This is a genomic window from Rhodococcus sp. PBTS 1, assembly GCF_001620025.1.
Classification (GTDB): domain Bacteria; phylum Actinomycetota; class Actinomycetes; order Mycobacteriales; family Mycobacteriaceae; genus Rhodococcoides; species Rhodococcoides kroppenstedtii.
Map to the genome: position 1 here is coordinate 2374940 of NZ_CP015219.1, position 13656 is coordinate 2388595.

The window sequence follows — 13656 nt, forward strand, 5'->3', positions numbered from 1 at the left end:
ACCGAGCGTCACTGTACCCGGGGCCGGCGGTCGTCTCAGTCCCCGAGCAGGGGCACCGACGGCAGCTCCCGGCGTCCGAGGAGCACGCCGCGGGTGACGGCGGCGGAGCCGAACCGCCGGTGCACGCCGTCGAGCGCGGCGTCGAGTGCCGCCCGGCCGACGTGCTCGTGGCTGTGCTCCTGCTCGTCGGGAGGCGTGTCGTAGGGCAGTTCCAACTGCAGGGCCGAGCCGTCCTCGAGGTTGGAGACGGCCACGCCGACCAGGGTGAGCCCCTGCATGGTGATGGTGGACATCGCCGCCTCGAGCAAGGACCGCGCGGCCGTGAGCACGATGTGCGTGTCGGCGGTGGCGCGACCGAGGGTGGTCGACCGGGTGGCGCGGCTGAAGTCGTCGAAACGCAGCCGGAGGGTCACCGTCCGTCCCGCGCGGTGCCCCTTACGCATCCGGTAGGTCACCCGGTCCACCAACGCGGTGAGCGCGGCGTCGATCTCCGCGGGGTCCTTGTGCCGCCGCCCCAGCGCGTGCTGCGCGCCCACCGACCGTCGACTCCGGCCGGTGGTGACCCGGCGACTGTCGACCCCGTTGGACAACGCGTGGAGGTGGCGACCGGCGGCGGACCCGAGTACCGCGGCCAGCGCGCCCTCCCGCTCGGCGGCGAGCTCACCGATGGTGCGGATCCCCTGCGCGTGCAACTTGCGGGCGGTGACCTTGCCGACGCCCCACATGCGTTCCACGGGCAGCGGATGCAGGAACTCCAGTTCGCGGCCCGGATCGACCACCAGCAACCCGTCCGGCTTGGCGACGGCACTGGCGATCTTGGCCAGGAACTTCGTCCGCGCCACACCGACGGTGATCGGCAACCCGACGTCCTCGGCAACGGTGCGTCGTAGATCGGCCGCGATGTCGACCGGCGAGCCGGACAGTCGCGCCAGCCCCGTCACGTCGAGGAACGCCTCGTCGATGGAGATGCCCTCCACCAGCGGGGTGACGTTCTCGAACACCTCGAAGACGTCCTTGCTGGCCTGCGAATAGGCGTGCATCCGCGGGGGCACGACGGCGGCCTGCGGGCAGAGGGCGCGGGCCTGCCGACCGCCCATCGCGGTCTTGACTCCGTACGCCTTGGCCTCGTAGCTCGCCGCGAGCACCACGCCGCCGCCGACGATCACCGGCCGACCCCGCAGCGACGGATCGTCCCGCTGCTCCACCGAGGCGTAGAACGAGTCCAGATCCGCGTGCAGGACCGTCGCCTCGTGCAGCCGGTCGCGTGCCCGGGCGGCGCCGGTGACGCTGCGCCGATCGGACGAGTGTTCGTTCATTCGTAGATGCCCTCCACGAACCATCGTCCTCCGTCGTGCAGGACCAGCACCGCGCGCGCGTCCTCGAGCATCATCTGTGCCCGCGCCACCTGCCGCGCCGTGGACGCCGCACCCGGGTCCCACCACCGCTCGTCGACGCACCACGGGCCGGCCCACCCGTGCAGCGACCACGAACTCGACCCCCACGTCAGCACCGCCGGGTCCCGATCGAACATCCCCCGCTCGGTCACCCCGACCGGCTCCCCCGCCGCGCCCACCAGGGTGATCTCCGGACGCGTGGTGGTGAGGGCGGTGGGTGACGGCGACGGCAGCCGACCCGGCCAGGGTGCGGCCGGATCGGCGTCGGGAACCGGCTCGTCGCCCCACGGCACCACCGTCACCCGCTCGGCCGGACCACGGCCGCCGCTGAGCACGCCCACCTGCACCGCCTCCCCACCGAGCAGGCCCTGCACCCGCACCAACGCGCGTCGTGCGCGCTCGTCCTCGTCACCGACCCCACCCCACAGTCCGAGTTGCAGCGCGCCGGCGCTGACCACCTCGACCGGTTCGAGCCGCAGCACCACCACTCCGGCGGTGGGCTTGCTGCCGCTGCGCCCGGTGAGCCACCCGTCGAGTTGCCACCGCACCCGATCCGCGGTGCCCTCCGGGGTGAGCGGCTCGGCGCACCGCCAGGTGCGGGAGAGATGCTCGCCGTTCGCGGTACGGGCCTGCACCAGCAGCCGAGTGCAGGCGACCGCGGCCGCCGACAGCGCGACGTGCAACTTCTCCGCCAGCGCGCGGCCGGCGAACGCGGCGGCGTCCACCCGGTCCAACGGCGGGTCGCAGTGGTACTCGACGTCGAGATCCGGCGGCACCACCCGCGCCGACGGCGGACGTTCCGGTTCCCCCCGCGCGCTGCGATGCGCCGCCACGGCATCGGTCCCGAACCGCGACGCCACGTCGACCGGCGAGAGCGCCGCGAAGTCCCCGATCGAGCGCAACCCGAGCCGCACCAGCAGGTCCACCAGATCCACCCGGTCCGGCGCCGCGAGCGACGGCTCCGCCGACAACTCCGCCACCGGCAGCGGCGCGAGGAATCCGGCGCCGTCGCCGGCGGGCACGATCATGCCGTGCCGCGCGGCGATCACCGCCGTGGAGACCTCGTCGGCGATGCCCACCTGGCACTCCACTCCGACGGCGGCGACCGCGTCGACGAGGCGTTCGGCCGCGCTCTCCTCCGACCCGAAGTACCGCGCCGCTCCCCGCGCCGAGAGCAACAGCAGACCCGGACGCAGCACCTCGATTCCCGGAATCAGCTCGTCCACCGCGGCGGCCACCGGCTCGAACGACCGCGCGTCTCGGTCCGGATCCGCCCGTGCCACATGCAGTTCCGGGCATCGTGCCTGCGACTCGCGGCGCGTCCCGCCGCGCCGGACCCCGGCCGTCCGGGCCGTCGCGGAGCAGGCGACCACCCGATTGGCCGAGACGACGGCCACCGGCGCGGACGCGGGGACGTTCGCCGCGGCCGCCGCCGCGACCGCCGGCCAGTCGGGACACCACACGGCGAGCACCCGGGCGCGTCGTTTCTGCGGGCCGGTCACGAGACCGGTCACGACGACAACGCCGTCATCGTCGGACCGCTCTCCCGAGCGGTCGTCCACTCGACGCCCTCCCCCGCCGACGCGACGACGAGACGACCCGTGCGCGGCCGGATCGCCCGACCCTGCACCTCGACGCCCAACCGCACCGCCCGCACCCGCCCGCGACCGCGGCGATCCCCGGACCCCGGGCCGTCGTACCCGTCGACGCGCGCGGACAGGGTGAGTTCCGCCCCGTCCCACCGACCGTCGGTGACGACGAGCGTGGCGCCCTTGGCGCGGGCTCGCGCCACCACCGCGCGCGCCCGGGACGGCGGCACGGCGGACCCGCCCAGGCCGAGCACCACCAGATCGATACCGTCCAGCAACACGGCCGCCACCTCCACCGGATCCGACCCGGGATCCGGCACCAACGCCAGCCGGTGGAGCTGGGCGCCCATCTCCGCCGCCGCGAGCAGACCGAGCCGCGGCATTCCGATCACCGCCGCGTGCCGCCCGGACGCCGTGACCGACGCCAGGATGCCGGTGAGCAGCGAGCCCGCCCCGGACACCGCGACCACCGATCCGCGGGCCAGTCCGCCCTCCGGCAGCAGCTCCGACAACGCACTCGGGACCGGAAGGACGGGCCGGGTGGGGCGCTGCGCCGCGGTGGGCACGGGCTCGAGAACCGGGGCGGTGGCCGCGGACGTGACAGGGGCTGCAGGGGCTGCAGCAGCAGGGCCGGCCGCACCGCTGATGCGGCGCCGCAGCACGGCGATCCGCTCGCTGCGCGACAGACCGTCGAGACCGTCCAGATCGACGGAAACAGGCATACTCACTCCCCGGATCGAGACTCGGGGGAAGACCGAGAATTCGAACATGTTTTCGAACGATCTCCAGTAAAGCCGTCCGCCGTTCGAACGTCAAGGTGGCCCGTCGACGGGTTGTAGGAGCGGTGTGCGGTGGCCACGATCTCCGCCGCCGTCATCGGTTGGGCGTCGACGGAAACGACTTCGAGGAACTCGACATCGCCGAACAACCGCACGGGGTGACGTGGAAGGACGCCGGACCCGGCCGGGCCCGCACCGAGTGGGGTCACTACCGGCACGACGGCACGACGTCGGTGGTATGGGAGATGGCCGCACCACCGGGAGTCGGTGTTCGCCGACACCGTCCTCAAACCGCTGCTCGCCCCGCACGACGACCTGCCCCGCAAACGCCTCACCCTGATCTACCGGCCGTATTCGGCCGGGGATGCGGCGTAAAAGGTCGAGAAGCAGCACCGAGACGCCCTGCACGCCATCAACTCCCGCGGCGCCAAGATCAGCTGCCCGCGGAGTGTTCGAGTCGATCCTCGCCCGTGACGGCGAAGAACGCGCCGCCACCGAGCACCTACGCGACGGGTTGGCCCGCGCGTCGGACCCGCACCGGTTCCGCGACTACAACTACGACACCGCCGTGGTCAAGCTCGGCGACGCCCACGCCCGGCACCTGCTGTCCGTGACGCTGCCGACCGCCATCCACACCGCCGCGACCGGGCAGCGGGGGTGGGACGCCGCCGTTGCCGGTGTCCGCGACGTCCTCGCGCGCGGCGTCGACCGCAACATGGTTATCGACCTGCTCGGTGACCCCGACCTGCACACCGCCCGCAACGTTCCCGTCGCGATCCTCGCCCGCCTCGAGACCGTCGAGGTGCCCGAGAACGGGTCGACGCTGCCGGTGCTGCCGCCCGAGCACCCCGGCGCCGACTCCGAACTACGCGCGTTCGCCGAGAACACCGTCGCCGCCATCGTCGACCCCCGCGGCGCCGACACCCAGTGGGCGACGGACCTGCACTACACGCACCCGCAGCAGCAGGCGTATCGGAACGCGATGCACGCGCTCGTCGACGCCGACGCCCTCACCGCAGTGCGCCGCGCCGTTCCCGAGCGCGTCGCGGCCGCCCTCACCGACCGAGAATGGGCCGACCTCGCCCGCCGTGTCGTCGACACCGCACTGGGCGCCGACCCCGACACCCTCGATCTGCACCTGACCCGCTTCGACGACGCCGAACGAGACGCGATCCGCGCGGTCGTCGCCGACGTCGCCGAGACCGTCACCGGAACCGACCCGGATCTGACCGCCTACACCGACGAGCTGCGCACCTACCTCGGCCTGACCGACGGCTGCGAATCGACCGCACCTGCGGCCGATCCGGTCGACGCGGGACCGCGGTCCGCCCTCGGTGAGCGACCCGAATTGGTGCGCACCCCCGCGCACGCGGACCTCGACGTCGCCGCCGCTGCTGAGCAGATGCGACGCAACCCGATCCGCGCGCTGGACGACGACCGACTCGGCGCCGCCGCCGCGCAGACCCGCACGCGACTGGCCGGCCTCGACCGCGACGTCCGCCTCGCCGCCGCCGCCAAGACCGCCGCACTCGGAGGAAAGGCCGTCGCCGCCGCGCGCGAGGACATCGCGCAGACCATGGCGGCGGCGAAGGCCGTCCAGACCGCCGTCGACACGCGAGCACGGGCCGAGCGGGCTCAGGCCCGACTCGCGGCAGCTCGAGCGAGCGAACGTGCCGCACGGGAACCGGAGATGGGACGGTTCGGTCGACGCACCGTCGACCAGGACCGTCTCGCCGCCGCGACCGCGGAGACCGCGTTGTGGTCCGAGCGGGCCCGGTCTGCCGCCGCGGCCGCCGGCGCCGACCGCACGACGGGCGCCGCGGTCGAACAGATCCCCACCGCCGAGCTGCAACGCCGTCTGCGCGTGGCCGCCGTCGCCCGCACGCCCGTCAGCGGCGCAGCCGCCGCGCGCAGTGAACGCACCCGGCAGACCTACGGGGACGAGCTCGACCGCCGCAACGCCCTGTCGCCGGCCGACCGGGCCGCCGAGGAGCGAGCGCGCACCGCCACCGCCCACAAGCAGGAGGCCGAGCAACACCTGCGGGACCGCACGACCGGCCTCGACACCGACCGAAGCCGCGACGTCGGACCGGGCCTGTAGCGACCTGCGAGACCAGCTGGACTGTCGGGAGCAGTGTTTACCGTGACGAGGTGACCTCGCCGCCGCCCATACGACTGTCCGAAGCTTTCCGGCGTATGGCAGCGGACGCGTCCGACGTCTCTGTGGCCGCTGCATCACTGTCACTTTCCCGGCGGTCAGGACCGCGTCGACCGCCGCGACACGCTCCGACGCTACGTCACCGACCCACCAAGCCCCGAAGTCGACAACCACCGCCGCCGCCGCCACCGCACCGACGAGCATCAGGCAAGCCGCGACCGTGGTCCAGTTCACGCGGCGAAGCAGCGTCTCCTTCCCGGTGGACGGGTCGCCGGGCGACACGGTCTTGCCGCCCCTGGCCTGATCCGATTCCGCCACGACCTCGCCGTCACCGTCCGTGGGTGGAGCGGGCACCCATGCCTGCACCACGCTGTCGGGATTCGACAGCAGCTCACCGAGCCGCACAAGGCCGGCGCCGGGTACCCCGTCCACAGCGACCGCGTGCGAGACGACGAGCAGCAACCTGAACCGTCCTGGTCCTGATGGAGACTTCGTTCAGGCCACCTCGCGGTCGGAGGCGGCGGTGGAGCTGTTCTGACGGTAGTCGTTCTCGTACTCGATGGGCGAGGTGTAGCCGATCGAGGAGTGCACCCGGGTGGTGTTGAACCAGTGCACCCACGCCGCGGTCTCCCGCTCGACCTCCGCGCGCCCGGTCCACGACCGTTGGCGGTCGATCAGCTCCGACTTGTAGAGTCCGATCGTCGATTCCATCAATGCATTGTCGAGCGCGTCACCGACCGACCCGATAGATCCGGCGATGCCGGACTCGGCGAGAGCCTCGCTCAGGGCAATCGACGTATATTGCGACCCGGCGTCGCTGTGGAACACCAAACCCGTTGCTGTGAAAGCGAAGTCGGCCCGTCGGCGAGTGAACAACGCTTGCTCGAGGACACCGGTCACCAGCGGTGTCGCCTTGGTCGTCATCACCCGCCACCCCAGGATCCGGCGGGAGAACACATCCACGACGAAGGAGGTGTACACGAACCCTGCCAGCGTCCAGCAGTAGGTGAAATCAGCAACCCACCACTGATCCGGGCGGTCCGGCAGGGCCCATCGCCGGTCGATCAGGTCCGGATGCCGCGGCGCCCGGTCGTCGCGTTCGGTGGTGATCGTGCGCCGGCGGCCCCGCACCACTCCGACGGCTCCGCAGATACTCATAAGCCGGCCGACCTGATCACGGCCGACGTCGTGACCGGCACGTTTCATGGTGTGCCACATCTTGCGCACCCCGTATAGGCGCCGGTTCGCCACGAACATCGTGTGGACGGTGTTCGCGGCGTACGCCTCGACCAACGCGGCGGCGGAGACGGTGCCGCGCTTCTTGGCGGCGTAGTAGGTGGACGGGGCGATCTTCGTTCCGTGCTCGGTGAGCACGGAACAGATCGGGGCGACCCCGAATCGGTCGCGGTAGCCGTCGATGTAATCGACGATCACCGCAGTCGGCGGTCGACCTCCGCCGCCGCGAAAAACGCCGATGCTGTCTTGAGAATCTCGTTGGCCCTGCGCAATTCGGCATTCTCACGCTGCAACTTTTTCAGCTCGGCATCGCGATCGGATACCGTCGACGTCCCTTCGGGCAGATCGTCACGATCAATTCTGTCGATCCAATTGCGCAACGTCTCGGGTTTGACATCGAGCAACGCACCGACGTGCTTGCGAGCCGCCAGCTTCGAATCACCGTGCTCGGCGACCCGTTCCCGATACATCCTCACCGCCCGCTGGCGGGTCTCCTCGTCGAACTTCCTCGGTGCTGCCATGACTGCATTCTCCTGGTGAGATCACAGTCTCCACCAGACCCAGGACGGTTCAACCCGCCCTGGCTCGCAATGCGCTCGACGAAAGAACTCGGCGGATCGGTGAGCTGGTATCCGCTGCCCATCCGATCGTCGACGACGACGGTGCCGGTCTCGTCGACGCGGCACGGCACCTCGTCGGGGGGCACCGACGGCAATGCCTGGTCGATGGAGGCGAACCCGCGGTGACGGACGCCGTCCAGCAGCAAGGATGCGGTGTCGGCGATCCTCCACCCGTCGACCGACGGATTGACGGCTCTTCCCAGATGAGGGTGTAGGTCGGCCGGGCGCGTCGGTCCGCAGATAGACGTCGAGGTCTCCCGACGATGGAGGTTCCTACGCCATCCATCCGAAAGACCTCGACGTGACCGACGCTACCCCGCCGGCCGGCTTCGGCCGCCCTGACCTGAGCGCCTTCGCGTCTCATCCCAATCGACCCTGATCGAGTCTGCTGACCCCCTCGACGAGAACGCAGCGACATCACAGCCACCCAACCCCGACCGTCCGGGAAGCCGGGACACGTCACATGACTTGTGCTGCGGGCGTGTCGAGTGGGTCGTCCACGGGCGACGCAGAGGCGTCGACGCGACGTGCTGAGAGGTGGTTCCAGTCGAGCACTAGGACACTGGCTACAGGTATGGCGATAGGTCAGGAACGGCGTCGCTCCCGGCGCAGGAGGGAGCGCAGAGTCTCGGCGTTCGCGTAGCCGACCCGTAGCGCGATCTCGGCGGAGGTGAAGTCCGTGGTTGCTGAGAGGTGCCGAGCTCGTTCGATGCGAAGCCGTTGGACGAAGCCGAGCGGAGTGAGGTTGAGCGCCGCACGGACTCGTCGTTCGAGGGTGCGCCGGCTGGTGCCGAGCGACTGCGCGACGAAGGCGACGTTGAACGGTTCGTCCAGGCGGGCGCGCACGAAGCGTTCGAACTCGACGACGATCGGGTCCTCGTGCCGGAGATGTTCGTAGGCGACGAAGGCCGCCTGCGACGGACGCTCGTCGATGATGAGGAGCTTGGCGACATGTTGGGCCAGGTCGGGGCTGATCGATCGCACGAGTGAGAGCGCGAGGTCGATGTGGGCGAACGCGGCGCCGGCGGTGACGAGGTTCCCGTCGACCACGACCATGGTGTCGAGATCGAGGGCGACGGTCGGATAGCGCTTCAGGAACTCCGGCCCCAGGAACCAGCTGGTCGTCGCCCTCCGATGATGCATCCGTCCGGTCTCGGCGACAGCGAACACGCCGGTGCACGCCGCGGCGATCCGGGTGGTCGCCTCGTCGAGGCGCCCGAGCGAGGCGATGACCGAACGAGCATCTCGGCTCTGGAGGACGTCGTTGGTGGCGGCGGACGTGAGGGTTCCAAGCGCAGGGACGACGACCACGTCGAACTCTGCGGACTCCGACAGCGGGTGCTCCACCGACAGGGTCATCGATGCCGTCGTGGTCACTCGCCGTTTCGGTCCGAGGATGGCGAGTTCGATCGGGTCGATCCGCGGGTCGACATCGCCGCGGGCTCCGTCGGCCACCCGCACGATGTCGATGATCGACGCGATAGCCGAACCGAAGCAGCCGTCGATCGCGATCAGTCCGATACGCATGACGTAAACAATAGCAATACTGCCGTATACGCCACTTCTCACATGCCCTTGCTCGTCATACGCTGAACTCGTCCCACGAAGAATCCCGACTTCAAGGAGAACCCGTCATGTCCACACCCGCATCACTTCCGTATGCCTTCGTCGCCAAGATCGTCGCGGCCGATGGACAGCACGACGCGCTCGCCGATCTGCTCGCCGGCGCTGTCGCACTCGCCAACGAAGAAGTAGGAACGATTGTCTGGTTCGCGGTCAGGACCCACGCCGACACCTTCTGGATCTTCGATGCATTCCCCGACGAGGCCGCTCGCGACGCCCACGCCAACGGCGCCATCGTCGCAGCCCTGACGGCCAATCAGCACCTCCTCGGCGCAGCACCCGAGATCCTGCCGGCCGACGTCCTCGCGTCCAAGCTCCCGTAGTCCGCCCACTCACGTTCGCAACGCGAAGCACAACACGAGCGCTGTCGGTCACAAACTCAACAGGCAAACCGACGGGCGGCTCTGGAGCGGCTCGAGCCACAAAGCGCACGCCACATTCGAAGGAGCAATTGACGCTATCTATTCCTACAATCTCGTTGGACGACGCCAAACGTGTCATCGCGGCAGCAGAAGCTGAATCCAGCACGCAGGGTCAACCCAGTAACATCGCCGTCGTCGATGCCGGCGGCAATCTCGTCGCTCACGTACGGATCGACGGAGCGTGGCTGGGCAGCATCGACATCTCGATCAACAAAGCCTTCACGGCCCGCGCGTTCGACACAGCCACCAAAGACCTCGGCGACCTCGCCCAACCCGGTGAGCAGTTCTACGGCATCCACGCCTCCAACGACGGTCGGGTGATGATCTTCGCCGGTGGCATCCCGCTCGAGCGCGGCGGCCAGGTCGTCGGCGCCGTCGGCGTCAGCGGAGGAACCGGTGACCAAGACCAGGCCGTCGCCGAAGCCGCCGCCAGCGCCTTCTGAGACCGACCCGCACCGAACGCGGCCCCCGGCCGGCAGCCCACCCACCGAAGGAGCCGCACCATGCGTGCTCTCGTGTACCACGGTTGTAAGAACGTCTCAGTCGACGAGGTCCCGGACGCCAAGATCGAGCGACGTCGGTGTCGGGCAGAGCCGTGAGGCCAGCGAATCGCGCGACCACCAGAACCGAACCAGTACCGACCGTTTCACCGGAGCTTGCGGCGGCGTCGAAGCCGAGCAAGCTCCATTCCTTTAGCTCACCGCGCCCTCCTCCTCGCCGGTCCCGTCGTCGTCGAAGACGTTTCATGGGTCTGTGCGGAAGGTGTGCCGGCGCAGCTGTTCGTCAACGACGCGGTGAACTGCGATCACGTCCACTCGAGGCGCGACGCGGAGTATCTCATCAACGCGTTCGTCAACGGTGACGTCGACAGCGCATGGGGGGAGCTTGGCGGCGGCGCCCGGTATACCGTCATTTTTGACACGTGAGGCCGCAGCAGAACTTGCCGGTGGCACGGCTGGCGAGATCGATCCGCAGTAGTGGTGGTCAGATACCTCTGAACTGTGTGCGGGGTATCGGAACAGCATCTGCACTGCGGTTATGTCAATATATTAATTATCGGTAATGATTATCGTGGTCGATACGATGCGGGATCACCTGGCGGCTGCGACACGAAACGCAGGCGTCGACGCGATGTCGATCACTTGGTCGAGCGTCAGCACGCCGTCAGCGTTGACGTCGACCTGGAACCCGCCGGGAGCGTGAACGGTCACGCGCCGTACGTCACCGTGTTGTCGCACATCGAGGACGGTTCCGTCCGGTCGAGAGATGCGTTCGTCGACCTGGCCGGCGAAGCACGGCCCGGCGGATCCGCCAGTGTAGGCGACCTCGACTGTCAGCCATCCGGACCGCCCGTCCGAGTAGATGCTCCCTTGCGCACTCGTGTTGCTGCCGAATGCGGTCAGGGTTAGCGGCAGAAAGCGCAGGTCCGAGCCGAAGTTGTTCGTCGTTCGCACCGTCCCCGGTGGTAACGCCGACGCCAGCGCTGATGTCATGGCCTCGGCGCCGGCCGGAGTCGCCCAAGGTAGCGTCGCGTCGGGGTTCGGGACGGCACCAAAGTCACCACCGCCAGCAAAACCGCTGCCACTGAATGCGAAGTTGACCCGTTCAAACTCGTCCTCCGGAATGACCTCGCTACATCCGGGGATCGCGACCGTGTCGGACTGCAAGTGGTGGGTCAGACCCGCCGCGAGGATCCCGCAGGCGACAATGGCCGTGACTACAGCGACATCGACCTTCGCACCACCGTCACGCAAGATCCCGGCCACGTAAAGACCCTATCCGGCTGGTCCGCGAGTTGCTGGGGCACTTGCGTCGAAACGGCGCCCTGGTGCCCGCATCCTTGATCCCGCACCCACAGATAGCTGCGCCGCCGGCGTGGGCGCAGCAGTTCATCTTCGCAATGACCTCGACCATCGCCGACAGGTTGGGCCGCCTCGGCGACGACCGCGGATTCACCACCGACAGGCCGTCTCATGCTCGGCGCCGCCAGGAGGGTGCAGGGTCCACCCCTAGCTCACGTAGCGTCCAGTGCGCCTCGGCGGAGTTACGCGAACGCGTCGGAGTCGGTGACCGTAACCGAGCGCCACCTCGCGTATGACGTGGATATCAGCTGGCCTCCGGGTTTACCGGTGGCGTGCCGACCACCTCGCGGCCTGGATGAAGCATGGTCTGCAGGTGCGCCAAAGTAGCATTCGTCAGGCTGTCTGGGCCGAGGTTCACAGCGCATGCCCAGTCGGACTCCTGCGTCGACCATGCTCGGATCGGAGTCGGGTAGTGCCGTGTCCAGTTCACGGGGAGGATCCAGTCGTCGTCAGATCGTGCGCGCCGCCACAACCGGCCGGCACCGTTCTCGAAGTCGGCCTCGAAGCTGTCGGGGTGTTCGGGGTCGCGGCGCACCTCTGTCGGTGTGAAGTCGACCAGAACGTGTGCCTGGATACGTTCCGAGCTGACGTTGTCGGTTGCGTCCATCAGAGTGGTGTACGAGCCACAGCTGAATGAGCTTGCTGGCGTGTCGTAACCGAACGAAAGACGGCCACCGCGTGATTCTCGAAGAGACCGACCAAAGTCACTCGAGACAGGACCACACGATGACCACTGCCCACGATATCGACCTGCGCAAGCTTGTCGACGACCGACTCACCGGTGCCAGCCCTGACCTGCTGCGCGAACTGCTGGCGATGTTCCTCGACGCCCTGATGAGCGCCGAAGCCGACGCACTGTGCGGCGCCGGCTACGGCCAACGCTCCGATGAGCGGAGCAATACCCGCAACGGGTACCGGCACCGGGACTTCGATACCCGTGTCGGCACTCTCGACGTCGCCATCCCCAAACTGCGGCAAGGCTCCTACTTCCCTGATTGGCTGCTGCAACGCCGGAAGCGGGCCGAGAGGGCCCTGACCACCGTGGTCGCGACGTGCTACCTACTCGGGGTCTCGACCCGACGAATGGAGAAACTCGTCGACACCCTCGGCATCACGTCGTTGTCGAAATCGCAGGTCAGCGTCATGGCGAAAGAACTCGACGAACAGGTCGAAGCCTTCCGCAACCGGCAACTCGACGCCGGTCCCTACACGTTCGTCGCCGCCGATGCGCTGGTGCTCAAGGTCCGGGAGAACGGGCGGGTCGTCAACGTCCACACCCTGGTCGCGGTCGGCGTCAATGCCGACGGCTATCGCGAGATCCTCGGTATCGATGTCACCTCCGCCGAGGACGGCGCCGGCTGGCTGAGCTTTTTCCGCGGGCTCGTCGCCCGAGGCCTGTCCGGAGTGCAACTCGTGACCTCCGACGCCCACGCCGGCCTGGTGTCCGCGGTCGGCGCGACCCTGCCCGGCGCATCGTGGCAGCGATGCCGGACGCACTATTCGACCAACCTGATGGCGGTGACACCGAAAGCGTCGTGGCCGTGGGTGAAGACGCTGTTGCATTCCGTTTACGACCAACCGGATGCGGATTCGGTTCACGCGCAGTACAACCGGGTGATCGACGCCTTGGAGGAGAAGCTGCCGAAGGTGGCCGAGCATCTCGACGGGGCGCGAGCGGATCTGCTGGCATTCACTGCGTTCCCGAAGCAGATCTGGCGGCAGATCTGGTCCAACAATCCGCAGGAGCGGCTGAACAAGGAGATCCGCCGCAGAACCGACGTCGTCGGGATCTTCCCGGATCGGGCTGCGCTGATCCGGCTGGTCGGTGCCGTGCTCGCCGAGCAGCACGACGAGTGGATCGAAGGGCGACGCTATCTCGGACTCGACGTCCTCGCTCGCTCTCGTAGCGATAGGACCGCTCAGAACGTCACTGAGTCTGACGAGGAGGTGGTACCGGCTTTGACCGCATAACC

At 68.8% G+C, this 13656-nt stretch carries 12 protein-coding genes and 1 other annotated feature; of the genes, 5 read left to right on the forward strand and 7 right to left on the reverse strand.

Annotation, left to right across the window (positions count from 1 at the left end):
* Positions 1 to 35 precede the first annotated feature (35 nt).
* The 3 genes from dinB to A3Q40_RS10665 are packed head-to-tail and all read right to left on the reverse strand — an operon-like array spanning position 36 to position 3705.
* Positions 36 to 1316: a DNA polymerase IV gene (gene dinB / locus A3Q40_RS10655; protein ID WP_082833867.1), complete on the reverse strand. Its 1281-nt coding sequence runs from the start codon at positions 1314 to 1316 to the stop codon at positions 36 to 38.
* On the reverse strand, positions 1313 to 2908 hold the full coding sequence (locus A3Q40_RS10660) for a DNA polymerase Y family protein (protein ID WP_235606267.1): 1596 nt from the start codon (positions 2906 to 2908) through the stop codon (positions 1313 to 1315). Before A3Q40_RS10660 ends, dinB begins: the two co-directional genes overlap by 4 nt.
* A complete protein-coding gene (locus A3Q40_RS10665; protein WP_068105940.1) occupies positions 2905 to 3705 on the reverse strand; it encodes a hypothetical protein in 801 nt (266 codons plus the stop codon). Before A3Q40_RS10665 ends, A3Q40_RS10660 begins: the two co-directional genes overlap by 4 nt.
* Positions 3706 to 4210: 505 nt before the next feature.
* Here A3Q40_RS10665 and A3Q40_RS10670 point away from each other — a divergent pair.
* Complete coding sequence (locus A3Q40_RS10670) at positions 4211 to 5863, forward strand: hypothetical protein (RefSeq protein WP_068102115.1); 1653 nt, start codon at positions 4211 to 4213, stop codon at positions 5861 to 5863.
* A gap of 552 nt (positions 5864 to 6415) precedes the next feature.
* Here A3Q40_RS10670 and A3Q40_RS10675 read toward each other — a convergent pair.
* Both A3Q40_RS10675 and A3Q40_RS10685 read right to left on the reverse strand, forming a co-directional pair.
* A protein-coding gene (locus A3Q40_RS10675) for an IS3 family transposase (protein ID WP_157889537.1) occupies positions 6416 to 7677 on the reverse strand; the annotation gives its coding sequence in 2 pieces (ribosomal slippage) (positions 6416 to 7383 and positions 7383 to 7677; 1263 coding nt in all).
* Positions 7262 to 7393: a sequence feature (AL1L pseudoknot), on the reverse strand. It overlaps the preceding gene by 132 nt.
* Positions 7678 to 8361: 684 nt before the next feature.
* Positions 8362 to 9303 (reverse strand): GlxA family transcriptional regulator, encoded by a 942-nt coding sequence (locus A3Q40_RS10685; RefSeq protein ID WP_068102116.1) that lies wholly within the window; start codon positions 9301 to 9303, stop codon positions 8362 to 8364.
* Positions 9304 to 9410: 107 nt separating this feature from the next.
* Between A3Q40_RS10685 and A3Q40_RS10690 the strand changes: the two genes are divergently transcribed.
* The 3 genes from A3Q40_RS10690 to A3Q40_RS20210 all read left to right on the forward strand — a co-directional run bounded on the left by A3Q40_RS10690 (position 9411) and on the right by A3Q40_RS20210 (position 10747).
* Positions 9411 to 9722, forward strand: a complete 312-nt coding sequence (locus A3Q40_RS10690; RefSeq protein ID WP_068102119.1) for a putative quinol monooxygenase — start codon at positions 9411 to 9413, stop codon at positions 9720 to 9722.
* Positions 9723 to 9871: 149 nt separating this feature from the next.
* Positions 9872 to 10264 (forward strand): GlcG/HbpS family heme-binding protein, encoded by a 393-nt coding sequence (locus A3Q40_RS10695; protein WP_371831137.1) that lies wholly within the window; start codon positions 9872 to 9874, stop codon positions 10262 to 10264.
* A gap of 321 nt (positions 10265 to 10585) precedes the next feature.
* Positions 10586 to 10747, forward strand: coding sequence for a hypothetical protein (locus tag A3Q40_RS20210; RefSeq protein WP_157889545.1), 162 nt, complete (start codon positions 10586 to 10588; stop codon positions 10745 to 10747).
* 165 nt (positions 10748 to 10912) lie between these two features.
* On the opposite strand, the gene A3Q40_RS20215 is transcribed toward A3Q40_RS20210, so the two are convergent.
* Entirely contained in the window at positions 10913 to 11587 is a 675-nt protein-coding gene (locus A3Q40_RS20215; protein WP_069972928.1) for a hypothetical protein, read from the reverse strand.
* Between the two features lie 340 nt (positions 11588 to 11927).
* Positions 11928 to 12290 (reverse strand): hypothetical protein, encoded by a 363-nt coding sequence (locus A3Q40_RS10705; protein ID WP_068102124.1) that lies wholly within the window; start codon positions 12288 to 12290, stop codon positions 11928 to 11930.
* A 119-nt stretch (positions 12291 to 12409) separates the two neighbouring features.
* Here A3Q40_RS10705 and A3Q40_RS10710 point away from each other — a divergent pair, with 119 nt between their 5' ends.
* Positions 12410 to 13654: an IS256 family transposase gene (locus tag A3Q40_RS10710; RefSeq protein WP_068102126.1), complete on the forward strand. Its 1245-nt coding sequence runs from the start codon at positions 12410 to 12412 to the stop codon at positions 13652 to 13654.
* The last annotated feature ends 2 nt before the right edge of the window (positions 13655 to 13656 follow it).

Excerpts from the sequence above, each read along its gene's own strand:
- dinB (WP_082833867.1), bottom strand. The coding sequence starts at position 1,316 with ATGAACGAACACTCGTCCGATCGGCGCAGCGTCACCGGCGCCGCCCGG.
- A3Q40_RS10710 (WP_068102126.1), top strand. The coding sequence starts at position 12,410 with ATGACCACTGCCCACGATATCGACCTGCGCAAGCTTGTCGACGACCGA.
- A3Q40_RS10705 (WP_068102124.1), bottom strand. The coding sequence starts at position 12,290 with ATGGACGCAACCGACAACGTCAGCTCGGAACGTATCCAGGCACACGTT.
- A3Q40_RS10690 (WP_068102119.1), top strand. The coding sequence starts at position 9,411 with ATGTCCACACCCGCATCACTTCCGTATGCCTTCGTCGCCAAGATCGTC.
- A3Q40_RS10685 (WP_068102116.1), bottom strand. The coding sequence starts at position 9,303 with ATGCGTATCGGACTGATCGCGATCGACGGCTGCTTCGGTTCGGCTATC.
- A3Q40_RS10665 (WP_068105940.1), bottom strand. The coding sequence starts at position 3,705 with ATGCCTGTTTCCGTCGATCTGGACGGTCTCGACGGTCTGTCGCGCAGC.